The sequence below is a fragment of the Micromonospora sp. NPDC049201 genome, from assembly GCF_055586805.1.
The window spans coordinates 1-22,699 of record NZ_JBVJHM010000005.1 but is presented as its reverse complement, the minus strand read 5'-3'; the positions used below and the strand labels follow the sequence as shown (position 1 = coordinate 22,699).

Here is a 22,699-nt window from a genome sequence, read left to right as displayed (position 1 = left end):
GTCACAGCGGTGCGAGACGCGCCTTGAGCAGGCAGAACTCGTTGCCCTCGGGGTCGGCGAGGACGTGCCAGGACTCCTCGCCGGTCTGGCCGACGTCGGCCGGGCGGGCGCCGAGCTTCAGCAGGCGGTCAAGCTCGGCGTCCTGATCGCGGTCGGTGGCGTTGACATCGATGTGCAGGCGGGGCTTCGCCCGCTGCGGCTCGGCCGTGGGGCTGAGGATGATCGTCGGCTGCGGGCCGCCGAACCCCTCGCGCGGCCCGATCTCGATGCTCCCGTCGCCCTCGCGGTCGAGCACCACGAAGTCGAGGACCTCGCACCAGAACCGCGCCAGCGCCTCGGGGTCACGGCAGTCGAGCACGAGTTCAGTGATGCGGCAGGCCATGCGCGCCAGCCTGCCGGACGGTCGCCCGGCCCGCCACCCGGTTATCCGTCGACCCCGGCGGTGAGGTGTTTGGTGATGCGGATCAGCACCTCGTCCGGTGGCCCGGGGACGAAGGCGACCGCGTCGGCGAGCGCGGCGATCAGGGGCAGCCCACGACCGCCGACGGTGAGCGGGTCGGGAAGCCCGGCGGCGAGCACGCCACCGTCGGGGGCGTTGCCGCGATTGCCGACCTCCAGCCGACAGACGTCGTCGTCGATACGGATCGCGATGTCGACGGCGCTGTGCGTGTCACCGTGCATCACCGCGTTGGCGCATGCCTCGGTGATCAGCAGGGCCAGGTTGCCGCAGGCGTCCTCGGTGGCGTCGGTGAGACCCAGCAGGGTGACGAGCACCTGACGGGCGCGGGTCACGGAGGACGGCACACGCGGGAGCGACAGCGTCACGCGTATTCGCATCGCCTGGCTCCTTCCCGACCGGCCGTGACCCCGAACTACTGGCGTCACCCGCGGGCGGGATGCTCCGGTGGTGACCGACACTACCCCAGGCCGTGGGCGCGGAAACGCCCCGGGGCGGCGGCTCGGCGTGCGGTTGCCGGGCGGCGGAATAGGGTGACGGGGAGAATCGGCGTACGGGAGGGTTTCGTGGGGTTGCTGCTGTCGGTCCGGCCCGGTCAGGGTTGCACCGTGGTCGAGGTGCGCGGCGAGCTGGACCTGGCGACGTCGCCGCAGCTGCACGAGGCGCTGCAACGGCTGGTGGACACCGGCGACCGTCAGGTGGTGGTGGATCTGGCCGGGGTCGGCTTCATGGACTCCAGCGGGCTGGGCGCACTGGTGGTGGCGTTCAAGGCGTTACGCGAGGCCGGCGGCCGGCTGGCGCTGGCCGCGGTGCGACCCCCCGTGCGGAACGTGCTGGCGGTCACGTCGGTGGACCGGGCGATCCAGGTCTACGACAGCGTGCCGGAGGCCGAGGCCGCGCTGTCGTCCACGGGCGGCCTGACTGGTCGGTAGGTCAGTCGGGCAACCCGCTGCTGGCGCGCTGTTGGTCGGCGCCGGCGCTGGTCCGCCGCTCCTCGTCGTGCCCGCCGTGCCAGTCGAGGATGAACAGCGTGGCGTCGTCGGCCAGGCTCCCGCCGCTGACCTCGAGCACGGCGTCGGCCAACGCGCGGACAGCCTCGCGCGGGTGCAGCTCGGTTAGCGACCGCAGGATGGCCGGTAGGTCCAGGCCGGCCGCGTGGCGCTCCCGCATGCCGTCGGTGACCACCACCAGACGGTCGCCGGGCTCCAGCGCGACCTCGCCGGCGTGATAGTCGGCCTCCGGGAACATGCCCAGGGGGAAGTTGGCGGGCGACACGAGCGTCCGGGTCTCCCCGTCGCGCACCAGCAACGGCGGCACGTGCCCCGCGTTCAGCAGCGCGCACACCCCGGTACGCAGGTCGAGGCGGCCGAGGACCGCGGTGAGGTAACTGCCCCGCACGGTGGCGTGGTCGGCCACCTCGGTGTTCGCGGCGACCGCCTGCTCCACCAGGCCGACCCCACGACGCCGACTGTTGCGCAGGCTACCGACGCCCAGCGTGGCCGTCAGCGCGCTGGTCACCCCGTGGCCCATCGCGTCGGTGACGCTGAAGTGCAGCATGTCTCGGGCCACGCTGTAGTCGAAGGTGTCCCCGCCGATGCTCGCCGCCGGCTCCAGCCAGCCGGACAGCGTGAACCCGCTCGCCTCGCAGGTGAACGAGGCGGGAAGCAGGCGGCGTTGAATCTCGCCGGACAGCGTGAACGGGGTGGTGCGTTGCCCCCACTCGAACAGGTCGGTGTACCGGCGGTTGGCGATCACCACAAACGCCAGCACGTGCGCGGTGCGGGCGATCTCCGCCAGGACGGGCGGGGCCGGCTCGTCCGGCAGGACCATTTCGAGCAGCCCGATCGCCTCACCACGATCGGTCACCGGCGCCAGCACCGCCCACCCGCCGGGCTGCGCGACGGTTCGCACCGTCTGGGTGCGCAGTGCCTGCTCGGCGGGCCCGCCGTCGAACGGCGTCACGGTGGCGACCTCCTGGCCGTCCCGGCGTTCCTCGCCGGCCCCGACCAGCGGCACATGGGCCAGTCGGACCAGCGCCCGGCCGCTGAGGTCCGCGATCAGGAACGTGACGCTACGGGCGCCCAGCGCCGCCCCGAGTTCCCGGGTGACCGCCTCGACCGCCTCGACCGGTGAGGCGTTCTCGGCCGCCTCCAGCATGTGCGCCATGATCGGCTCTCGACTGCTGTCCACCGTGGGAGCCTACGAGATCCGGCCGGGCGACGCCGGGCACGGTGATACCCGGGCGGTCTCAGCCGTCGCGGTCGGACGCGGTCATGTCCCCGGTGCCCGGCGTGCCGTCGGCGAGCCCGTAGCGCAGGTAGACGGTGCCCTTCCGGTTGGCGACCGGCGGTTCGAGGAGCGTGACGTTGGTGGGCACCGCGCCGCCGTCGAACACCCTCTTGCCGACGCCCAGCACGATCGGGTGCACCCAGAGGTCGATCCGGTCGAACAGCTTCTCGCGCAGCAGCGTCTGCACCAGGTTCAGGCTGCCGACCACCTTCACGTGCTCGTGCCGGTCCCGGACCTCGCGTACCGCCGTCGCCAGGTCCGGGCCGAGCACCGTGGACCCCTGCCACGACAGGTCGGGCCGGCCACGGGAGGCCACGTACTTCGGGACGCGGTTGAACAGGGTGGCGATCTCGTTGTCCTCGCCGCCCTCCTGGTGCGGCCAGTAGGCGGCGAAGATGTCGTACGTCCGCCGGCCGAGCAACAGCGCGTCCGTGCCCTGGTACGCGGCCGTCACCTGCGCGCCGGTGGTCTCGTCCAGCAGCGGCGCCTGCCAACCGCCGAACGGGAACCCCACCGGGTCCTCCTCGGGACCGCCGGGCGACTGCCCGACGAGGTCGAGGGTGGCGAACAGCTCGATGTGGATCAGTCCCATGGCCCGTGCTCCGGTCGTCTGGTCATCTCGGTCGGGGAGGTAGACCGGTGCCCCTCGCCGAACTCATCGCCCTCGGTGAGGTGTAAGCAGGGGCCCCTTTTTAACGTCTCCGGTCGAGAAGGGGCCCCTTCTCACACCTCCTGCGGGGCGGCTCGACGCCTTCGAGGAGTTGGGCGACGAATGAGCGCCAGGTCGCCGGGCTGAAGACGAGCGCCGGGCCGGACGGGTCCTTCGAGTCGCGCACCCCGACCACGCCGGGAAGGTCGCCGGCCACCTCGACGCAGTTGCCGCCGCTCGCTCCGCTACGGGTGGACGTCCGCCACCGGGCGTTACTCAGGTCCATGCTGGTTCTCTACTTCCTTCAGTGGACCGATGGACTGCCGGCGCGGCAGAGCTTCGTTCCGCACGCTCTCCCACCTCGCCTGAAGCGTAGCCACCTCGTCGTCCTTGTCGACCACGTCGCCGCCGAGTTGGCTCTCCAGGTGCCCCACCGACAGTGGCAGCCGCACCACCCCGTACGCCGGTAGCGCGGTGGGGCGGCCCGCGGCGTCACCGGGCCGCCGCGGCCCGGCGGACCAGGCGACGTGCCTCGTCCGGTGGGACGCCGGTGGCGCGGAGCACGTCGTTGGCGGCGGTCCGGAGCTGCGACACCACGATGGTGCCGGAGAAGCCGATGTCCTGCCGGCACGCCGCGCCCGCGTCACGGACCGCCCGCAACACCCGGTCCCGGGCGGCGACCGGCTCCCGGGCGGCCAGGAACTCCCGGTGCAGCAACCGGATCGCCGCGCCGAAGTGCTCCAGCGCCGCCGGCAGGTCGGCCGGCACCGGCTCGTCGTCGCGCAGCACGGTGCCAACACGACGGACCAGCGCCCGGCTGTTGCGGAACGCCCGGTCCAGGTGTTCGGCGCCGCGCCGGTACGCGGTCAGCGCCCGCCGCCGTCGCCAGCGCACCGGGGAGAACCGGACCACCTCGTCGGCGGCGGCCACCACCTCGTCGATCCGGTCCAGTTCCGGCTCGACGGCGCGCATCCGGGCCAGCACCGCGTCGGCGGCCCGCACGTCGCCGTCGGCCAGCGCCTCCGCCGAGGCGGTCATCTCCCGGGCGAACGTGTCGAGCGCCGAGTCGGCGACCCGGCGTACCGTGCGCAGCGGGTTCAGCGGCGCGAGCACCAGCACCACCAGCAGGCCGACGATGCCACCGACCAGCGCGTTGACGGTCCGGGGCAGTTCCAGGTCGGGCGAGACCGGGGTGAGCGTGGCGACCAGCACGGCCGTACCGCCGGCCTGGGTGACGAGCGCGCCGGTGCCACGCACCAGCACCGCGCCGCCGACCGCCAGGAACACGATCACGCCGGTCTGCCACGGCCCGGTGCCCAGCAGGTGGATCAGCACGTCCCCGACGACGATGCCGAGGACCACGCCGACGACCAGCTCCACGGTGCGCCGGGTGCGCCCGCCCAGCGCGGCGGCGATGACACCGACCGCCGCGGCCGGCGCGAACGTCGGATCCGGGTTGCCGAGCACCTCGCGCGCGACCAGCCAGGCCAGCGCCGCGGCCAGACCCGCCTGCACCGCCACGATGAGGTACGTGCGCAGCCGCTCCACACCGGCCCGTCCGGCCCGGCGCACCCGGTCGCCGACTGCCCGCATGCGCCGGGGTACCCGCCGTCACCCCGTCGAACCGCCCGCCGGGTACGCCATCGTGCCGGTCAGCGCCAGCACCCCCGGCAGCCGGGTGTCCTGGCGCAGGAACTGCACCACCACCGGCACCGGGGACCGCAGCACGCAGCCGTACGGGCGGTCCAGCCGGACCGCCTCGGGGTCGATCAGGTCGTTGACCCGCACGTGACGGATCCGGCGGGCGGCGACCGGCAGCCGGTAGGGCCCCACCGGCTCGGCGTCCTCGTAGTAGAAGTCGAGCGTCAGCTCGGCGTCGTCGTCGCCGGCGTTGAGCACGCAGAGCTGGTCGAAGCCGGTGAACGCCGGCTCCGCGCCGTGCGCGGGAAACGGCACGTGCCCGCCGGGCACCACCCAGAACCGGGCGCCGATCGGCCCGGTCACGGTGCCGCCAGCAGTCGGGCCAGGTCCGGGGTGAGGAACACCCCGTCCGGGTCGAGCCGACGCCGCACCGCCTGGAAGTCGTCCCACCGGGGATAGAGGGGACGCAGCTCCCGCGCGTCGAGCCAGTGCTTCTTGCCCCAGTGCGGTCGTCCGCCGTGGTGCCGGAAGACGGCCTCCATGTCCCGGAAGTACTCCTCGTACGGCAGCGAGGCGTTCTGGAGGCAGGCGATCGTGGTGGTGGGCCGGCCGTAGGCGTTGCTGAGCCAGATGTCGTCCGGCGCGACGGTGCGCACCAGCACCCGCCAGCCGGCCACCCGCCGGTGCCGGTCGCGGATCCGGCGGCGTACCTCCGCGAAGCAGACCGCGAACGCCTCCGACGGCAGCATGTACTCGATCTCCTCGAAGCGCAGCTCCCGGTGTCGGGGAATGGTGCGGTGGGTCGGCCCGACCTGGCTCTGCCGCGGCTCGCCGCCCGGCGTACGGGACGTCGACAGGTGGTGCGCCCCGTCGACCCGGTTGATCACCCGGATCTGCGTCCGGTCGCTGCGCGGGTACCAGTAGAAGTCCATGTTGCGGTTGGTGTGCTGGAGTTCGGCGAGGTGGTCCAGCGTCCAGTCGAGGTGCGCGCACCAGGAACGCCGGTGCAGCTCGTAGCGCGGCTGCACGTCGAGCGTGACCCGGGTGACCACGCCGAGCGCGCCGAGGGAGAGCGCGACGGCCGGCAGCAACTCCGGGTCCCGGTCCGCGGTGACGTCCAGCGTCTCCCCGGTGCCGGTGACCAGGCGTACGCCGGTGAGCTGGGTGCTCAGGTTCCCGAAACCCAGCCCGGTGCCGTGGGTGCCGGTGGCGGTCGCCCCGGCGATCGACTGGTAGTCGACGTCGCCCAGGTTGTCCATCGCGAGCCCGGCGTCGTAGAGCCCCTCGCCGAGCGCCCGGAGCGTGGTGCCGGCCCAGGCGGTGGCGCGTTGCCCGTCGTCGGAGAGCACCCCGGCGAGCCGGTTCAGCCCGAGCAGGATCCCGTCGGTACGCACCAACGGGCTGGACGAGTGCCCCGAGCCGACCGGCCGGACCGTCGTGCCGGTCTCCCGGGCCCGGCGCACCAGCGCGCTGACCTCGTCCTCGTCGGCCGGTTCGGCCCATTCCGCCGGGGTGAACGAGAGGCTCCCGGACCAGTTCACGAACGGGCGTGTCACCTCGCTCCCTCCCCCGGCGCCGTTCCGGGCCGCATACCCGCGCCCACCCTCGGTAGTCGCGTACCGGATCGGGACCCCGCCGGGAACCAGGCGGGCGACCCGGACGACTATCCCTACATGGCGTGTGAGCAGTGGCGGGAGATCCTGTCGGCCCAGCTGGACGGTGAGGCGTCCCGATCGGAGAGCGAGGCGGCCGAGGCCCACCTGGCCGGCTGCGCCGGCTGCCGGGGCTGGTTCGACTCCGCGGCGGCGGTCACCCGCCGGGCCCGTACCCAGCTCGCCCCGCAGGTGCCCGATCTGGTGGCGTCCGTGCTGGCCGCCGCGCCGCCGCCCCGGCCGAGCCGACGCCGGCGGGTGGCGCTCGGGCTCCGCGCGGCGCTCGGTCTGCTCGGCGCGGTGCAGTTGGTGCTGGGCCTGGCGCAGATCGGCCGGGAGGCGGTGGTCGCCCACGCGCACGCCTCCGGCCAGCACCTGTGGCACGAGTCGGCGGCGTGGAACGTGGCGGTGGGCGCCGGCTTCCTCTACGTGGCGGTGCGCCGGTCCACCCCGTCCGGCCTGTTGCCGATGCTCAGCGCGTTCGTCGCCACGCTGGTGCTGCTGTCGGTGAACGACCTGATCACCGGGCAGGTGGCGATGACCCGGCTGGTCAGCCACGGCTTCCTGCTGGTCGGCTGGGCGGTGATGCTGGTGCTGTCCCGGCCCTGGTGGCGTCCCGGGGACACACCGCCCGGACAGGGTCGGTCGACCGGCTCGCGCTGGACGCTGCGTGCCGAGGAGCCGGCCGCGCCGACGCCGCTGCGGCTGGTGCCACCCGGCCCGTACCCCGCGCAGGCCCGCGACCGCCGCGCCGCCTGACCCGCGAGCGGCCCGCCGTACCCCAACGCGGGCCGTACCCAACGCTGGCCCGCGTGCCGCCGATCCGCGAGCGCCCGGCCGGCCACCCGGGCCGGCCGGCGCCACCGCGTTCGGCCTGTCGTCGCCCGGGTGGCTCAGCGGGCGCGGCGACCGCGGGCGTCCCCGGCCCAGGCGGCGACCAGGTCCTCGCGGGCGCGGGCGACCCGAGACCGGATCGTGCCGACCGGGCAGCCGCACACCTCGGCCGCCTCGGCGTAGGAGAGGCCGAGCACCTGGGTGGCCACGAACGCCTCCCGGCGGTCCGGGGCGAGCCCGGCGATGAGTCCGCGCAGCGCCACCCCGTCGTCCCCGCCGGCGGTCACCGCCCCGGCCGCCTCGGCGGCGGTCTGCCAGTCGGGCAGCGCGGCCACCCGGGGGCGGACGGTCGCGGCCCGTACGTGGTCCACGGCCACCCGGCGGGCGATGGTGAAGATCCAGGTCCGGGCCGAGGAGCGGCCGGCGAACCCGGGCAGGCTGCGCAGCGCGCGCAGGAACGTCTCCTGGGCGAGATCCTCGGCGTCGGCCGGCCCGGCCAGGTGGACCAGGAACCGCCACACCGGTCCCTGGAGCGCGCGGACGAACGCGGCGGCGGCCTGCTGGTCACCCCGGCCGGCCCGGTGCGCCCACCGGGTCACCTGATCGTCGTCGGCGTCCGGGCTCATCCCGGGCCCAGCCCGGTCATGCCGGACGGTACGGATGCGGGGCTCGCTCGGTTCATTCCTGGCGTCCTCTCCGTCACCTGGCCACCGACCGCGACGATCGGGGTGGCCCGACATTGGTCGGCCGGAGGACGGGAAAAGTTCCCGAGCGCCGGCGATCAGTCGGCGACGGAGACGGAGACCGGGCCGACCCGCAGGACGCCGTCGGTGAGCGGGGCGCAGCGGACACCGCCCCGGCCGCGCAGCGCCTTCCAGGTGCCGGGCGCGACCACCACGTCCAGCCAGGCGCACGGCGGCGCGGCCCGGTGCACCCGCAGGCTGACCGGCCCGTCGCCGGAGTCCAGGGTGAGCACCCGCCCGACCAGCTCGTCCACCGCGATGCCGCTGGTCAGCACGTTGCGCCGGAGCTGGGTGAGATCGGCGCCGGCCGGCAGCGACTCCCGCGCGATCAGCGTGACGCTGGCGGCGCGGTGCGCCGGCCGACCGAAGTAGCGGTCCCCGACGATGCCCAGCCCGGCGCGGAGCCGCACCTGGTCGACCAGTTCACCGGGAGGCGCCGGGGCCGGGCCGTCCGCCGGCCGGCCCACGTAACGGTGCACCGGCGAGGCCAGCAACTGGACGATGTGCGGCACGGCGACGACCGCGCTCAGGAGGGCTGCGGGGTGAGCAGGTAGTCGCCGTCGTCCGGGCTCCACCGCAGCTCCACCACCCTATCGGTGGCAGCCGCCTTGCAGAACTGGAGGAAGCTGCGGTAGCCGAGCTTCTTCTCGCTGAAGTCCGGCCGGGCGCGCCGGAGCTGGTCCTTCAGGCCGGAGAGCGCCACCGCGCCGGCCTCGCCGGCGAGGTCCACCACCACGGACCGGAGCAGCCCGAACGCGACCTCCCGGTCGCCCCGCTCGGGCAGCGACACCTCCGGGTCGCCCTTGGCCGGGCCGGCGGCCAGCTCCACCACGTTCGACCCGGCCAGGTGCCGCAGCAGCTCCCCGAAGGTACGGAAGCCGTAGTCGGACTCGCTGAACGTGGGGTCCTTGCGGAGCAGCGCGCGCTTCAGGCCGGAGGCGGTCACCTCGCCGCTGGAGCTGCCCTGCATGCCGGCCACGGTCTGCACGAGCAGGACGGCGAGCGTGTCGACGTCGCGCGGCGACTCCTCCTCGGTCGGCGCGATCTCCGCCGCGGGTTCGGGCGCCGGCTCGGCCACCGACGGCCCCGACGACCGGGTGGGACGGGTCCGGCGGGCGGCGGGCGGCGGCACGTCCACCCCTTCGAGGCGGTCGTAGTAGAGGAACTCGTCGCAGGCCGGCGGCAGCAACGCGGAGGTCGACTTCTCCACCCCGACGCCGATCACCCGCTTGTTCAGCTCCCGCAGCTTGTGCACGAGCGGGGTGAAGTCGCTGTCCCCGGTGCAGATCACGAACGTCGAGATGTAGCCCCGCTCGAAGGCCAACTCGACCGCGTCCACGGCCATCTTGATGTCGGCCGCGTTCTTGCGGGAGAAGCCCATCCGCTGCGGGATCTCGATCAGCTCGACGTGCGACCGGGTCAGCATCCGCCGGTCCTCGTCGAAGTACGACCAGTCGGCGTACGCCCGGCGCACCACCACCCGGCCGCGTTCGGCCAGGGCGTCGGCGATCGGACGAAGGTCGAACGGCCGACCGCCGTGATGGTCTCGTACACCCAGCGCCAGGTTCTCGTAGTCGAGGAACAGCGCGATCCGGTCTTCCTGATCCACGTCAACCAGCCTAGCGGGGTCGGACCGGCGCGCCGGTCAGCGCCGCCGCTCGTCGCGGTACACGATCTCCCGGCGGGCGACGCGCTGGATGGCGTAGCTGGCCACCAGGAGCGCCAGCGCGAGCACCACCTCGACCCCGGCGACCGTGCCGTTGGCGACGGTGAGACCGAGCAGCAGCAGGATCAGCCCGACCACGGCCAGCAGGCCCGCGAGCAGCAGCCGCGTACGCCGCCGCGCCGACCGGTCCCCGCCGCCTGCGCTCACCCCGCCCGCCTCTCCCCCGGCTCTCCCGGTTCGAGCCTAGGTGCTGCCCGGCCCGCCGGTGGCGGATCCGGCATCGGCCACCGGAAGCGCCGTCCGCGCTGCCCGGCCACCCACGGGGATCGGAATTCGCCCGCCGGAAGAGCCGTCCGCGTCGCCCGGCCGCCGACGGGGATCGGAATTCGCCCCGCCGGAAGAGCCGTGGGGGCCGACCGCCGTCGGCGGTCGGCCCCCACGGGACAGGGCGGATCAGTGCATCGGCACCGGCGTCGGGCGCTGCTCCTCGCCCGACTCGCCGTCCAGCAGGTGCGACGGCTCCCGCCGGCGCGGCAGGAAGGCGGCCGGGACGAAGGTGAGCACCGCCAGCCCGAAGGCGACCCAGAACGTGGTGGCGAACGAGCTGGCCGCGAAGTCGAGCCCGCGCTCGATCAGCGACGGCGGCACCGGGAACTGCTGCGCCAGCTCGGGCTGCTGCTGCACCGCGATGGCGAGCTGGGCCTCGGTGACCGGCGCGCCGGTGCCCGGATCGGTCACGCCGGGGATCGGCCGGGAGCCGTTCAGCTCGCTGGTGAGAATCACCGACATCGTCGCGGCGCCCACCGACCCGGCGATCTGCTGGAGGATGTTGACGAGCGTCGAGCCGCGGGCCACCTCGGCCGCGTTCAGCGTCTTCAGCGCCGAGGTCATGATCGGCATCATGGTGCCGCCCATGCCGAGGCCCATCACGAACAGCGAGCCGCAGAGCAGCAGGTAGGACGTGTCGGTGCCGACCTGGGTGAAGGTGAAGAACCCGGCCGCGATGAGCACCAGCGAGAAGGGCGCCGTCCGGCCGATCGGCACCCGGTCGGCGAGCATGCCGCCGATCGGCATGGTGAGCATCGCGCCGATGCCCTGCGGGGCCATCAGCAGGCCGGCGTTGAGCGTGCTCTCGCCCCGGATCTGGAGGAAGTAGCTCGGGAACAGCAGGCCCGCGCCCATGAACGCGATGATGAAGACGACCAGGGTCAGCGCGGCGACGGTCAGGTTGCGGTTGCGGAACAGCCGCAGGTCGAGCAGCGGGTGCTGGGGCCGGAACGAGTAGCGGACGAACGCGACCACGAGCGCGGCGCCGGCCGCCATGGGCAGCCAGACCTCGGGGTCGGTGACCGTGCCGGCCTCCGGCAGCGAGGAGACGCCGTAGAGGAACAGGGCCAGGCCCGGCGAGAGCATCAGCATGCCGAGGAAGTCGAAGGACTCCGAGGGCTCGGGGGCGTCCTTCGGCAGGGCGAGCTGGGCGTAGACGAGCGCGACCACGCCGATCGGCACGTTGATCAGGAAGATCCAGTGCCAGCTCGCGGTGTCGATCAGCCAGCCGCCGAGGATCGGGCCACCGATCGGGCCGAGCAGCATCGGGATGCCGAGCACGGCCATCAACCGGCCGATCCGGTGCGGACCCGCGGCCCGGGTCATGATCGTCATGCCGAGCGGCATGAGCATGCCGCCGCCGAGGCCCTGGACCACCCGCCAGGCGATCAGCTCGCCGATGGAGTCGGCCGTGGCGCAGAGCCCGGAGCCGATGGTGAACAGCGCCAGCGCCACCATGTAGAGCCGTTTGGTGCCGAACCGGTCCGCGGCCCAGCCGCTGAGCGGGATCACCGTGGCAAGGGCGAGGGTGTAGGCGGTCATGGTCCAGGCGACGCGCGCGTAGGAGGCGTCGAACTCGCGCTGGAACGTGGGGATGGCCACGCTGACGACGGTCACGTCGAGGATCGACATGACGGCGCCGAGCACGACGACACCGGCCACCTTGAGCACCGCGGCGTCGAGTTTGTTCGATGTCGCTACGGATTGCTGGGTCACAGACAGTCTCCTGGGTTCCGGTTCGGCTCGATGCGGTGGCGATGCCGCGCGCCGTGGGGCGCGCGGGCGGACGTGCGGTGGGCGACGTCCGGCACGGAAGCCTAGTCACGGAGTGCGACATCGTGCGGCCGGTTTTGCCAAGAGGCGAACGGCCGTGCTTCCGGAACCCGCCCGTCACCCCGGACGCCGCCCGGGTTCCGCCCCGCTCGCCTCCGAGAAGCCGCACCGTAAGCACCCTTACGCCCGGATTCGCCGCTCAGGTCGACGCCTCTCGACGGTCCGGGACCCGTCCGTCACCGTGACGAACGTCATGTTTACGGCGCGGCGTCGACACGGATCCGATGTCGGAGTTCCGACGCCGGGAAGCGGCGTGCCACCTTGCCGGCCGCGGCACCGACACACCGGCCGCTCCCGCGGTGCCGGCGCTCCACTGTCGACGGCCGCGTCACGCCGGGGACAAATCCGCCATCAGGGCGATCTCGGCCGTGCGGGAGCGGTCGATACGGGTGGCGAGGTCGCGTACCCGTGCACTGGTGGCGGCCGTGACCTGGGCGTGGGCCAGCGCGGCGGCGGTGCGCTGGTGCCGGGAGAGCACGTCGAGCAGCACCCGGTCGACGTCGGCGGCCCGGGCGGCCCGCAGCCGGGTCAGCCCGGCGGCGGCGTCGCTGTGCCCGGAGTGGTCGTGCCGCGTGGCGGCGGCCGCGGCCGACGGGCCGGCCTCGCGCAGCCAGCGGCGCATGGTGGCCAGCTCGTCGGTCTCGGTGGCCCGGATCGCGGCGATCAACGTTCGCACCCGCGGGTCGGTGGCCCGGTCGAGGCCGACGCCGACGATCTCCAGCGTCTGCCCGGTGTGCGCCACCATCATGGCCAGGAAGAGCGCGTCGATGCCGCTGGCGGCGCCGTCGACGACCGGCCCGGACCGGGACGCCACGGGCGCCACCGCCCCACCACCGCACCCGCCCACACCGAGCACCCCGACCAGCACCACCATCACCACACCTCGACGCATCCGTTCCTCCAATCAAGACGCCCTCTCCCCCACCCCTCCCCCCACCCCGCTGATTCACGGAAAGAGTGGTCATTTCGCGGGGCATGGCCACTTTTTCCGAGAAAGTGCGAGCCGGAGCGGGGTGGGGGTGAGGGGTGAGCGGGGTCAGAGCTGCTGCCAGAGGGCGGGGACGTTGGGGGGTTCCCAGCCGGCGATCGCGGTGTGGGCCTGGCGGCAGCGGTAGCTGCGGCCGTCGTAGGTGACCGTGTCGCCGACCTGGTACGCACGGCCGGCGGTCCAGGTGCCGCCCGGCACCGGCGAGCTGGTCGGGGCGGGCGTCGGTGACGGCGCGGCGGTCCGGGTGGGTGACGGGGTCGGCGACGGGGTGGGGGTCGGACTGCCGCCCCCGCCGCCGATCTGGAGGTCCACGCAGGCGTAGAACGCGTTCGCGGTGTCGGCGATGTTCCAGACCGCGAGCAGCTTCTGCCGGCCGGAGAAGCTGCCCAGGTTGACGGTGTGCGAGACGGTGGCGTCGGGTTGCCGGCCACCGCCGTCGACCACCGCGACCCGGGTGTTGCCGATCCAGTACTCCCAGTTGGCGGTGGCGTGCCGGGCGGTGTTGACCCAGGTGAACGTGGCGGTGCTGCCGACCGTGGTGGCCGGCCAGTTGCGGCTGTCGTCGTTGAGCACCGCGAACTGGGCGATCCCGGCGTGGCAGCTCTTCAGGCCCTTGGGCCCCTCGACGCTCTGCGGCTCGTACCGGATCTGGCCGCAGTCGGGCACCCGGTTCTGCGCGCAGAGCGCCTGCCGGCTGGGTGGCGAGGAGACGTAGCCGTGGGCCTGGGCGGGCGCGGCGAGCGCCAGGGCCGCGGTGACGGCACCGGCGCTGAGCAGCGGAAGTGTGATTCTTCGGCGCATCGTGGCAACTCCTTCGGGTGAACGGGAGATATCACGAACATAAATTAAACCTTGTTAACAGTAAAGACTCCTTTCTATAAATTAAGCCTTGAGTCGAGCGCGCCACGCGTGGAATTCTGATCAGCGCGCGGAGCCGATCGTCGTCCCTGGGCACCCGGACGCTGGCAGGCATCCGGGAGGACGGCGGCACCGATCCGGGAGAACCCGCCTCTCGAAGGACACCCGCATGAGGAGATCCCTGCCCCGCCCACGCCGGTGGACCGCGTACGCGGCGAGCCTGCTGCTCGTCACCACCGCGCTCGCCACCGTCGGACCACCCGCCGCCGAGGCCGCCGCCGAGCCGGTCGCGGTGACCGTGAACGCCCGCGCCGGGCTGGCCACCGTGCCGGACACCGCGCTCGGCGTCAACCACGCCATCTGGGACGCGAAGCTCGGCAGCACCGAGACGTCCGACCTGCTCAAGGCCGCCGGCGTACGGATGCTGCGCTACCCCGGCGGCTCGTACGCCGACATCTACCACTGGAAGACGCACACCGCGCCCGGCGGCTACGTCGCGCCGGACACCGACTTCGACACGTTCATGGCGGCGGCCCGTCGGGTCGGCGCGCAACCGATGATCATCGCCAACTACGGCACCGGCACGCCGGCCGAGGCGGCCGACTGGGTGCGGTACGCCAACGTCACCAAGGGCTACGGCGCGAAGTGGTGGACCGTCGGCAACGAGAACTACGGCAACGGCCTCTACGGTTCGGCCTGGGAGGCCGACGACCACGCCGACAAGAGCGCCACCCAGTACGCCAAGCTGGTGATCGAGTACGCCGACGCGATGAAGGCGGTCGACCCGAGCGTCAAGGTCGGCGCGGTGCTCACCATGCCCGGCAACTGGCCGGACGGCATCACCGCCAGCGGCGACCCGGGTCCGTGGAACCGGACCGTGCTCTCGCTCGCCGGCCCGAAGATCGACTTCGTGGACGTGCACTGGTACCCGGGCGGCACCGCCGCCGAGTCGCTGACCCGGACCAACCAGATCTCCGACGCCACCTGGCTGCTGCGCCAGCAGATCGACAGGTACGCCGGCGCGAACGCCGACCGGATCGGGATCAGCCTCACCGAGCTGAACGTCGACGCCGGCCGCACCACCCAGCCCGGCGCGCTGTTCCTCGCCGACGCCTACAGCGGCCTGCTGGAGCAGGGTGTCTTCACCGTGCAGTGGTGGAACGTGCACAACGGCATCGGCACCGTCTCCGAGGTCGCCGGCCAGACCGACTACGGCGACTTCGGGCTGCTCTCCAGCGGCGGCTGCACAGGCGACGGCGAGGTCTGCGAGCCGCCGTTCAACACGCCGTTCGCGCCGTACCACGCGCTGTCCATGATGAACACGTTCGCCCGTCCCGGTGACCAGTTCGTCCGCGCCGGCACCGACCAGCCGCTGGTCAGCGCGCACGCGGTGCGTCGGCCGGACGGCAGCCTCGCGGTGCTGCTGCTCAACAAGGACCCGGACACCGCGTACCCGGTGGCGGTCGACTACGCCGGCTTCACCCCGGCGGACGAGGCGCCGACCGTGCACACGCTGGCCAACGGCGCGAGCGGCGTGACCACCGACCGCTCCGGCAGCGCCACCACCCGCACGCTGCCGCCGTACTCGCTGACCACGCTCGTGCTCCGACCGGCCGGCAGCTCCGCCGGGCGGCCGGGCGCGCCGGGCCGGCCGACCGCGGGCGCGGTGACCGACCGCGCCGCGACCATCTCCTGGCCGGCCGCCGCCGTGGGCGCCGCGCCGATCGCGAAGTACGAGGTGTACCGGCAGTACGGCGCCGTCAGCGAGCAGCTCGGCGAAACCGCCGGCACCTCGTTCACGGTGCGCAACCTCGAACCGGGCACCCGCTACATGGTCAACGTGCTGGCCCGGGACACCGCCGGCCGGGTGTCCTGGTCGTCCCCGCCGCTGACGTTCGCCACCGGCAGCCCGGCCGACAGCGGCTGCGCGGTCCGCTTCCACAACGACACCGACTGGGGCAACGGCTACGTGGCGACCGTCGAGGTGGTCAACACCGGCCCGGACCCGGTCGACGGCTGGACGCTGAGCTGGACCTGGCCCACCGGCTGGCAGCAGGTGAGCAGCGGCTGGAACGCCACCTGGACGCAGACCGGCACGGAGGTCCGGGTGACCCCGACCACCGACAACCGCCGACTGGCCGCCGACGGTGGAAGCACCAGCGTCGGGTTCGTCGGGGCGTACAGCGGGCCGAACGTGCCGCCCGGCGTGTTCCGGCTCAACGGCACGGTCTGCACCGTCCGGCCCTGAGCCGGCGGGCCGCTCCCCGAGCCGGGGTCAGCCCCGGCCGGGTGGGCGGAGTCGGACGTCGGCCGCCGTCGGGACCTTCGTGGTCCGGCGGCGGCCGGCGCGGCGTGGCGGCGGCACCACGTGCGGGCGGGATGGCCCCACCACCGGCGGGACGGGCCGGCGGTCCACCGTGGCCGGTCGGGGCAGCGCGGCCAGGATCAGTCCGAGCAGCGCCACCGCGACGACCCCGTCGAGCCAGTAGTGGTTGCCGGTGCCGACGACCACGACCGTGGTGACCAGCGGGTGCGCCAGCCAGAGCCAGCGCCACCGCCCGGCGGTGACCGCCACCAGGGCCAGCGCCACCGCCAGCGCCCAACCCACGTGCAGCGAGGGCATGGCCGCGTACTGGTTGCTGAGCTGGTCGGCGTCGGGCGGACCGTAGACGCTGGGGCCGTACCGGCGGCCGGTGTCGATCAGGCCGGTGAGCGCGGTCAGTCGCGGCGGCGCGAGCGGGACACAGACGTGCAGCACCATCGCCGCGCCGGTGAGCGCCGCGAGCGCCCGCCGCAGCCGCAGGTAGTGGGCCGGCCGGCGCAGGTAGAGCCAGACCAGGCAGAGCACGGTGGCCGGGAAGTGCACGTACGCGTAGTAGCTGTTGGCCAGCCGTACCGGCAGCTCGTGCGCCAGCAGCGGCGCCTGCACGAGCGCCTCGTCGGGCAGGTGCAACAGCCGTTCCAGCCACCAGATCCGCTCCCCGTTGGCCAGCGCCGTGCCGGCCCGTCCGGCGACCAGTTGCCGGCCCGCCTTGTAGGCGAGGAAGAGCACCGCGACAAGCGTCAGTTCACGGGCCGCCCGGCGCAGCGCGCCACCGGGCCGGGACGCGCCTCGCCTGGTGTCCATGCTCCTCCTTCGCCTGGGTCCGGCCGGCCGGCCGGCACGGACCAGGGCCGCCGCCGGGGTCGGCGACGGCCCTGGGGTTACCGGCTCAGCGGCGGGCGTGTTCCTCCCGGCCGGCCGGGTCGGTGTCCACCCCGTCGAACGCGGGCGCTCCGTCGACCGCGTCGGCACCCACCGCCACCGAACGGCCGGGGTCCGGCAGGTCGAGGCTGGAGCGCAGGGTAACCGGGCGCAGCAAGAGCGCCGCCACGACACCGACCACCGCGATCGCGGCCGAGATGAGGAAGATGTGCCCGGTCGCGTCCCCGTACGCGGCGCGGACGATCTGGCGTACCGGCTCGGGCAGCGCGTCCAGGTTGAGCGTGCTGCCGCCACCGCCGGTGGTGGGGATGCCGGCCGCGGCGAGGTCGTGGGTGATCCGGTCGGTGACCCGCCGGGCCAGGACCGCGCCGAGCACCGAGACGCCGATGGTGCCGCCGAGCGACCGGAAGAAGGCCACGCTGGCGCTGGCCGCGCCGATGTCCTTGAGCGCCACCGTGTTCTGCACCGCGAGCACCAGGTTCTGCATGGTCATGCCGACGCCGACGCCGACGACGAACATGGCCACCCCGACGATGACCAGCGAGGTCTCGTGGTCGATGGTGCCGAGCAGCGCGAACCCGGCGACCAGCAGGATCGCCCCGAACACGATGTACGGCTTGATCTTCCCGCTGGTGGTGATCATCCGGCCGGCCACGATCGAGGAGATCAGCACGCCGGCCATCATCGGGATGGTGAGCAGGCCGGCCTCGGTCGGGCTGTAGCCGCGGCCGATCTGGAAGTACTGGCCGAGGAAGACCGCGCCACCGAACATGGCCATGCCGACCGCGAGGCTGCCCAGGATGGCCAGCGCGGTGGTGCGCTCGCGGACGATGTGCAGCGGCACCACCGGCTCGGCGGCCCGCGCCTCGACCCGGACGGCGAGCGCCAGCAGCAGCACCGTGCCGCCGACCATGGCGGCGGTCTGCCAGGAGAGCCAGGCGAACGAGTCGTCGACGAAGGAGATCCAGATCAGCAGCACGCTGACGCCGGCCGCGATCAGCGCGGCGCCCAAGTAGTCGATCTTGACGTTCTGCCGGCGCACGGTGGGCAGGTTCAGCGTGATCTGGAGCAGGAACAGCGCGATGATCGCGACCGGCACGCCGACGAAGAAGCACCAGCGCCAGCCGAGCCAGGAGGTGTCGACGATGAGGCCGCCGAGCAGCGGGCCGCCGACCGTGGCGAGCGCCATGACGCCGCCCAGGTAGCCGTTGTACCGACCGCGTTCGCGCGGCGGGATCATCGCCGCGATGGCCACCTGGACCAGCGCCTGGAGGCCGCCGACGCCGATGCCCTGGAAGGCCCGGGCGGCGATGAGCTGGCCGGCGCTCTGCGAGAAGCCGGCCGCGACGGAGCCGACCAGGAAGACCACGATGGCGACCTGGATCAGCAGCTTCTTGCTGAACAGGTCGGCCAGCTTGCCCCAGATCGGGGTGGTGGCCGTGGCGGTGAGCAGGGTGGCGGTGACCACCCAGGTGTACTGCGTCTGCGAGCCGTTGAGCGCGCCGATGATCTTCGGCAGGGCAGTCGAGACGACGGTGCTGCTCAACATGGCCACGAAGAGGACCAGCAGCAGGCCGCTGAGCGCCTCCAGCGTCTGCCGCCGGCTCATGGGCGCGGCCTCGGCCGTCATGGTGGGTGCGCTCATCGCGCGTCCTCCTGGGGTGTCGGATGGGGTGGCCGCTTGGTTGCCTCAAGCAATCATCAACAAATATTGCCCATCAGGCAACTTTGCCCGTTGAGAAAAGGATCACGTACGCTGGCCGGCATGGACGAGTGCACCGGCCTGCGGGAGCGGAAGAAGGCGGCCACCCGCCTGGCCCTGCACGAGGCGGCCCTGCGGCTGGCCGTCGAGCACGGCCCGGACCGGGTCACCGTCGAGGCCATCGCCGACGCCGCCAACGTCTCCCGGCGCACATTCTCCAACTACTTCGCCGGCAAGGAGGAGGCGCTCTTCCACGGCGACACGATGCGACTGCGCCGGATGCTGGAACTGGTCGCGGCACAGCCCACCGAGCTGCCGCCCTGGGCCGCGCTGACCCGGGCCGCCCTGGCCCAGACCGACGAGGGGTACGACGACCCGGCCGAGCCGTGGCTGAGCCGACGCCGTCGACTGCACGGCCACCCGAGCCTGGCGGCCCACCAGGTCGGCGCGTACACGGCCATCGAGCGGGAGCTGTCCGCCGAGATCACCCGCCGACTCACCGGCGCCGACGCGCCGCTGCGGGCGCGGGTGCTGGCCGCCACGTTCCTGGCCACGCTCCGGGTCGCCGCCCAGCAGTGGATCGAGCACCCGGACGCGCCGCTGCGCGACGTGCTGCGCGACGTGCTCGCCCACGCCACCCCCGTGACCGGGGGACTGCTCGATGAAACCCGCATGGCGGCCGAGCTGGGCTGACACACTCGGCCGGTGGGCGGCGACCGGTGGCGCAAGGGGCTCGGGCCCTCGGCGCGGGTCGCCCCGGCCGCCCGGGTCGACAAGTTCGAGATCTTCTTCGACCTCGTCTTCGTGGTGTCGTTCTTCATCATCACGCGGGCCACCGCCGCCAACGTAACGGTACGGGAGCTGCTGCACGCCCTGCTGGCACTCGCCGTGCTCTGGTGGTGCTGGGTGGTGCACAGCGCGGTGGCCGCCCGGCTCCGGCTGGGCGAGGGCTTCGTGCCGATCCTCATGGTGGTCGGCATGGTCGCGTTGTTCACGTTCGCGCTGGCCCTGCCGCAGGCGTTCGGCGACCTGCGCCAGGGCACCGCCGGGCCGATCCTGGTCACGGTCAGCTACGTGGTCATCCGGATCGTGCACACGTCGCTCTACTGGTACGCCACCCGCGACGACCCGGCGGCCCGGCGCAAGGTGTGGCTGTTCCTGCCCGAGGTGCTGCTCTCCACCTGCCTGCTGCTGGTGGCCGCGTTGCTGCCGCCGCAGGTGGACCCGGAGACCGGGCCGTGGCTGCGCGACGCGCTGTGGATCGCCGTGGTGGTGATCCAGTACAGCAGCGGGCTGCTGGCCGGGACCGACGGCTGGAAGATCACCTCGGCGGAGCACTGGACCGAGCGCTACGACCTGATCCTGATCATCGCGCTGGGCGAGTCGGTCATCTCGGTCGGCGTCGGCGGCAACCTGCTCGGCAAGCCGGTGACCTGGCCGGCCATCCCGGCGGCGATCTTCGGTATCCTGTTCACCGCCGCGCTCTGGTGGGCCCACTTCGACATGATCGGGCCGGCCGCCCGGATCGCCTTGCACGCCGCCCAGGGCCAGCCGCGGGTGGCGATGGCGCGCGACGCGTACGCCTATCTCTACCTGCCCATGATCGCCGGGGTGATCCTGTTCGCGCTCGGCGCGGAGGAGCTGGTCCGGACCGTCACCGACCCGGTGGGCGGCGCGGCGGAGCGGGGCCACGGGCCGGCGGCGCCGCTGCTCTTCGTCGGCGTGATGGTCTACCTGGCCGCCAACATGGCGTTCCAGTGGCGCACGCTGCGGACGCTGTCGTGGACCCGGGTCGGCACGCTGGTCGTGCTGGCGGTCACGCTGCCGATCGGCCGCCACCTGTCCGCGCTCGGCGCGCTCGGCCTGCTCACCGCGATCTGCCTGGCGCTGGTCGCGGTCGAGCTGGTGATCTTCGCGGACGCCCGCGTGGCCCTGCGCCGGGCGGTGCACCAGGAGCGGACCAGCGCCGAGGAGAACGAGGCCGCCTGGCGGGCCCGGTGGCACGACGGCGAGTCGGAGTGACCTGACCGCGCCGGCCCGCCGCTCGACGCGGGCCGTAGAGTCTCCGGGTGATCGAGATCGCCACCGAGGTCGACCTGTTCCACCAGCCCGCCCGGATCTGGCGGGCGTTGACCGAGCGGGCGCTGCTGGCCAAGTGGTTCGCCGACAGCACACCGCGGGACGACCACTGGACACTGGCGACCGCGGCGCTGCCCGGCTACGACGCCGACACCGAGGTGGAGCTGGTCGAGCTGCGCGCGCCCCGACGGCTGGTGGTGCGGTGCCGGGAGGGCGACCGGGCCACCCGGCTGGCCTGCGACCTCACCCCCAGCGGGCACGGCACCCGGCTCTCCGTCCGCGAGGTGCTGGAGGAGGGCGACTGGGACGCCGACGCGCGGGCCGAGCAGCACGAGCGGGCGCTGACCGGGCGGCTGCCGGCGATCCTCGACTGGCTCGCGTTCCAGGAGGTGGACCTGCGCCGCGCCGAGGGCGGGCTGACCGCGGAGCTGCCGGTGATCCGTCTGCTCGGCGACGAGCGCGGTCGCTCCCGCCGGCGGGTCCTGCTGGCCGCCGGCGCGGTGACGCTGCTCGCCGGCGCGGCCGGGGCGGCGCTGTGGGCGACCCGGGGCACCCCGCCGTCGCCGGCCGCCCCGCCGCCGTCGTCACCGGCGCTGGTCCTGCCCACCACCGCGCCCGCCGCGTCGCCGCGACCCAGCACCGCCCGGCCCACGCCGAGCGCCACCCGCCGCAGCGCCTCCCCCTCGCCGTCGCCGTCGCGCTCCCCCAGCCGTACGCCGAGTCCGACGCCGTCGGTGGCCGCCGTCGGGCTGACCGCGACGTACCAGACCGTCACCGACCGGGTCTTCGGCTACCGGGGCGAGGTGGTGCTGCGCAATCCCGGACCGGTCCCCCGCTCGGGGTGGACGGTGACCGTGACGCTCGGCGACGGGGCCACCGTGGGCTCGGTCAACGGCGCGGAGGCGGCACAGGACGGCGTCGTGGTCACGTTCACCGGCTCCGAGCTGCCGCCCGCGGGCTCCACCACCATCCGCTTCGACGTCCGGGACCCGGACCCGCTGCACGACGCCCCGGAGTCCTGCGCCGCCGACGGCACCCCCTGCACCACGTCCTGACCCTCCGGGGATCATTCACATATTTCTATCGTTGAGGTCATGGGAGCGCTCCCGTAACATACCTGACGCGGCTGTTAACGCTCACATCACAATCGCCCCCGCGAATGCGCGAGCCGCCACCACCACAGGAGGAAGCCCCATGTCCAGATCCAGAGCGGCCCATGTCGGCCTGGTGTCGGCCGGTGTCGCGTTGCTGGCCTCGGCCGGTGTCGTCGCGGCGCTGCCGGCCGGCGCGGCAGCCGCCGGTTGTTCGGTGAAATACACCGTGTCGTCGCAGTGGGGCGGCGGCTTCGGCGCCGAGGTCGCCATCACCAACCTCGGCGACCCCCTCACCAACTGGGCGCTGACCTGGTCCTACGGTGCCGGCCAGACCGTCACCCAGGCATGGAACGCCACCGTCACCCAGAGCGGCGCGAACGTCACCGCCAAGAACGTCGACTACAACGGCGCCATCCCCACCAACGGCACCACCTCGTTCGGCTTCAACGGCGCGTGGACCAGCAGCAACCCCGCCCCCACCAGCTTCGCGCTGAACGGCGTCACCTGCACCGGCGGCACCGCCCCCACCACGCCGCCCACGTCGTCGCCCACCACGTCACCGACCAGCTCGCCCACCCCGCCGCCCACCACGACGCCGCCGCCGGGCGGCACCTGCAACCTCCCGTCGAGCTACCGGTGGTCGTCGACCGGCGCGCTGGCGCAGCCGAAGTCCGGCTGGGCG

Annotated in this window: 24 protein-coding genes and 1 pseudogene; 7 read left to right on the top strand and 18 right to left on the bottom strand. The window is 73.4% G+C overall.

Annotated features, from left to right (window positions below; genetic code table 11):
* Position 1: 1 nt before the first annotated feature.
* Positions 2-382 (bottom strand): VOC family protein, encoded by a 381-nt coding sequence (locus ACZ6O5_RS12750; protein ID WP_465976784.1) that lies wholly within the window; start codon positions 380-382, stop codon positions 2-4.
* A 41-nt stretch (positions 383-423) separates the two neighbouring features.
* Positions 424-837 carry an ATP-binding protein gene (locus ACZ6O5_RS12745; protein WP_465976782.1) on the bottom strand — a complete coding sequence of 138 codons (414 nt, stop codon included), beginning with the start codon at positions 835-837 and terminating at the stop codon, positions 424-426.
* A gap of 153 nt (positions 838-990) precedes the next feature.
* On the opposite strand from ACZ6O5_RS12745, the gene ACZ6O5_RS12740 reads away from it, so the two are divergent.
* On the top strand, positions 991-1,389 hold the full coding sequence (locus tag ACZ6O5_RS12740) for an STAS domain-containing protein (RefSeq protein WP_465976780.1): 399 nt from the start codon (positions 991-993) through the stop codon (positions 1,387-1,389).
* Position 1,390: 1 nt separating this feature from the next.
* Here the strand turns inward: ACZ6O5_RS12740 and ACZ6O5_RS12735 are convergent, their stop codons facing one another.
* The 7 genes and pseudogenes from ACZ6O5_RS12735 to ACZ6O5_RS12705 form a co-directional block, all read right to left on the bottom strand.
* Positions 1,391-2,647 carry a PP2C family protein-serine/threonine phosphatase gene (locus ACZ6O5_RS12735; RefSeq protein WP_465976778.1) on the bottom strand — a complete coding sequence of 419 codons (1,257 nt, stop codon included), beginning with the start codon at positions 2,645-2,647 and terminating at the stop codon, positions 1,391-1,393.
* Positions 2,648-2,705: 58 nt separating this feature from the next.
* On the bottom strand, positions 2,706-3,338 hold the full coding sequence (locus tag ACZ6O5_RS12730; RefSeq protein WP_465976776.1) for a dihydrofolate reductase family protein: 633 nt from the start codon (positions 3,336-3,338) through the stop codon (positions 2,706-2,708).
* Positions 3,339-3,438: 100 nt separating this feature from the next.
* Positions 3,439-3,681, bottom strand: a complete 243-nt coding sequence (locus tag ACZ6O5_RS12725) for a DUF397 domain-containing protein (protein WP_465976774.1) — start codon at positions 3,679-3,681, stop codon at positions 3,439-3,441.
* A pseudogene (locus ACZ6O5_RS12720) lies at positions 3,668-3,829 on the bottom strand (DNA-binding protein); the annotation flags it as partial. The pseudogene ACZ6O5_RS12720 and the gene ACZ6O5_RS12725, both read right to left, overlap by 14 nt.
* Before the next feature lie 58 nt (positions 3,830-3,887).
* Complete coding sequence (locus tag ACZ6O5_RS12715) at positions 3,888-4,988, bottom strand: FUSC family protein (RefSeq protein WP_465976772.1); 1,101 nt, start codon at positions 4,986-4,988, stop codon at positions 3,888-3,890.
* A gap of 18 nt (positions 4,989-5,006) precedes the next feature.
* Positions 5,007-5,399 (bottom strand): sensory rhodopsin transducer, encoded by a 393-nt coding sequence (locus ACZ6O5_RS12710; RefSeq protein ID WP_465976770.1) that lies wholly within the window; start codon positions 5,397-5,399, stop codon positions 5,007-5,009.
* Positions 5,396-6,592: a D-arabinono-1,4-lactone oxidase gene (locus tag ACZ6O5_RS12705; RefSeq protein WP_465976768.1), complete on the bottom strand. Its 1,197-nt coding sequence runs from the start codon at positions 6,590-6,592 to the stop codon at positions 5,396-5,398. The genes ACZ6O5_RS12710 and ACZ6O5_RS12705 overlap by 4 nt, the downstream gene beginning before the upstream one ends.
* Positions 6,593-6,709: 117 nt before the next feature.
* Here ACZ6O5_RS12705 and ACZ6O5_RS12700 point away from each other — a divergent pair, with 117 nt between their 5' ends.
* Positions 6,710-7,447 carry a zf-HC2 domain-containing protein gene (locus ACZ6O5_RS12700; RefSeq protein ID WP_465976766.1) on the top strand — a complete coding sequence of 246 codons (738 nt, stop codon included), beginning with the start codon at positions 6,710-6,712 and terminating at the stop codon, positions 7,445-7,447.
* Between the two features lie 134 nt (positions 7,448-7,581).
* On the opposite strand, the gene ACZ6O5_RS12695 is transcribed toward ACZ6O5_RS12700, so the two are convergent.
* The 7 genes from ACZ6O5_RS12695 to ACZ6O5_RS12665 all read right to left on the bottom strand — a co-directional run bounded on the left by ACZ6O5_RS12695 (position 7,582) and on the right by ACZ6O5_RS12665 (position 13,880).
* Entirely contained in the window at positions 7,582-8,148 is a 567-nt protein-coding gene (locus tag ACZ6O5_RS12695) for a sigma-70 family RNA polymerase sigma factor (protein ID WP_465976764.1), read from the bottom strand.
* A 155-nt stretch (positions 8,149-8,303) separates the two neighbouring features.
* On the bottom strand, positions 8,304-8,777 hold the full coding sequence (locus tag ACZ6O5_RS12690) for a molybdenum cofactor biosysynthesis protein (RefSeq protein ID WP_465976762.1): 474 nt from the start codon (positions 8,775-8,777) through the stop codon (positions 8,304-8,306).
* A gap of 14 nt (positions 8,778-8,791) precedes the next feature.
* Positions 8,792-9,874: an NYN domain-containing protein gene (locus ACZ6O5_RS12685; RefSeq protein ID WP_465976760.1), complete on the bottom strand. Its 1,083-nt coding sequence runs from the start codon at positions 9,872-9,874 to the stop codon at positions 8,792-8,794.
* Between the two features lie 36 nt (positions 9,875-9,910).
* Positions 9,911-10,138 carry a hypothetical protein gene (locus ACZ6O5_RS12680; RefSeq protein ID WP_465976758.1) on the bottom strand — a complete coding sequence of 76 codons (228 nt, stop codon included), beginning with the start codon at positions 10,136-10,138 and terminating at the stop codon, positions 9,911-9,913.
* A 246-nt stretch (positions 10,139-10,384) separates the two neighbouring features.
* A complete protein-coding gene (locus ACZ6O5_RS12675) occupies positions 10,385-11,974 on the bottom strand; it encodes a DHA2 family efflux MFS transporter permease subunit (protein ID WP_465976756.1) in 1,590 nt (529 codons plus the stop codon).
* A 445-nt stretch (positions 11,975-12,419) separates the two neighbouring features.
* Positions 12,420-12,983, bottom strand: a complete 564-nt coding sequence (locus ACZ6O5_RS12670) for a DUF305 domain-containing protein (RefSeq protein WP_465976754.1) — start codon at positions 12,981-12,983, stop codon at positions 12,420-12,422.
* A 144-nt stretch (positions 12,984-13,127) separates the two neighbouring features.
* A complete protein-coding gene (locus tag ACZ6O5_RS12665; protein WP_465976752.1) occupies positions 13,128-13,880 on the bottom strand; it encodes a lytic polysaccharide monooxygenase in 753 nt (250 codons plus the stop codon).
* A 226-nt stretch (positions 13,881-14,106) separates the two neighbouring features.
* Here ACZ6O5_RS12665 and ACZ6O5_RS12660 point away from each other — a divergent pair, with 226 nt between their 5' ends.
* Positions 14,107-16,185 (top strand): cellulose binding domain-containing protein, encoded by a 2,079-nt coding sequence (locus ACZ6O5_RS12660; protein ID WP_465976750.1) that lies wholly within the window; start codon positions 14,107-14,109, stop codon positions 16,183-16,185.
* Between the two features lie 27 nt (positions 16,186-16,212).
* Here ACZ6O5_RS12660 and ACZ6O5_RS12655 read toward each other — a convergent pair whose 3' ends face one another.
* Positions 16,213-17,064 carry a phosphatase PAP2 family protein gene (locus ACZ6O5_RS12655; protein ID WP_465976748.1) on the bottom strand — a complete coding sequence of 284 codons (852 nt, stop codon included), beginning with the start codon at positions 17,062-17,064 and terminating at the stop codon, positions 16,213-16,215.
* Positions 17,065-17,149: 85 nt separating this feature from the next.
* Positions 17,150-18,787: an MDR family MFS transporter gene (locus tag ACZ6O5_RS12650; RefSeq protein ID WP_465976746.1), complete on the bottom strand. Its 1,638-nt coding sequence runs from the start codon at positions 18,785-18,787 to the stop codon at positions 17,150-17,152.
* Positions 18,788-18,907: 120 nt separating this feature from the next.
* Between ACZ6O5_RS12650 and ACZ6O5_RS12645 the strand changes: the two genes are divergently transcribed.
* The 4 genes from ACZ6O5_RS12645 to ACZ6O5_RS12630 form a co-directional block, all read left to right on the top strand.
* Entirely contained in the window at positions 18,908-19,537 is a 630-nt protein-coding gene (locus ACZ6O5_RS12645) for a TetR/AcrR family transcriptional regulator (protein WP_465976744.1), read from the top strand.
* A gap of 12 nt (positions 19,538-19,549) precedes the next feature.
* A complete protein-coding gene (locus ACZ6O5_RS12640) occupies positions 19,550-20,866 on the top strand; it encodes a low temperature requirement protein A (protein WP_465976742.1) in 1,317 nt (438 codons plus the stop codon).
* Between the two features lie 47 nt (positions 20,867-20,913).
* Complete coding sequence (locus tag ACZ6O5_RS12635; protein ID WP_465976741.1) at positions 20,914-21,978, top strand: SRPBCC domain-containing protein; 1,065 nt, start codon at positions 20,914-20,916, stop codon at positions 21,976-21,978.
* 139 nt (positions 21,979-22,117) lie between these two features.
* Positions 22,118-22,699, top strand: a 582-nt coding sequence (locus tag ACZ6O5_RS12630) for a cellulose-binding domain-containing protein (RefSeq protein ID WP_465976739.1), incomplete at its 3' end; no start/stop codon positions are given.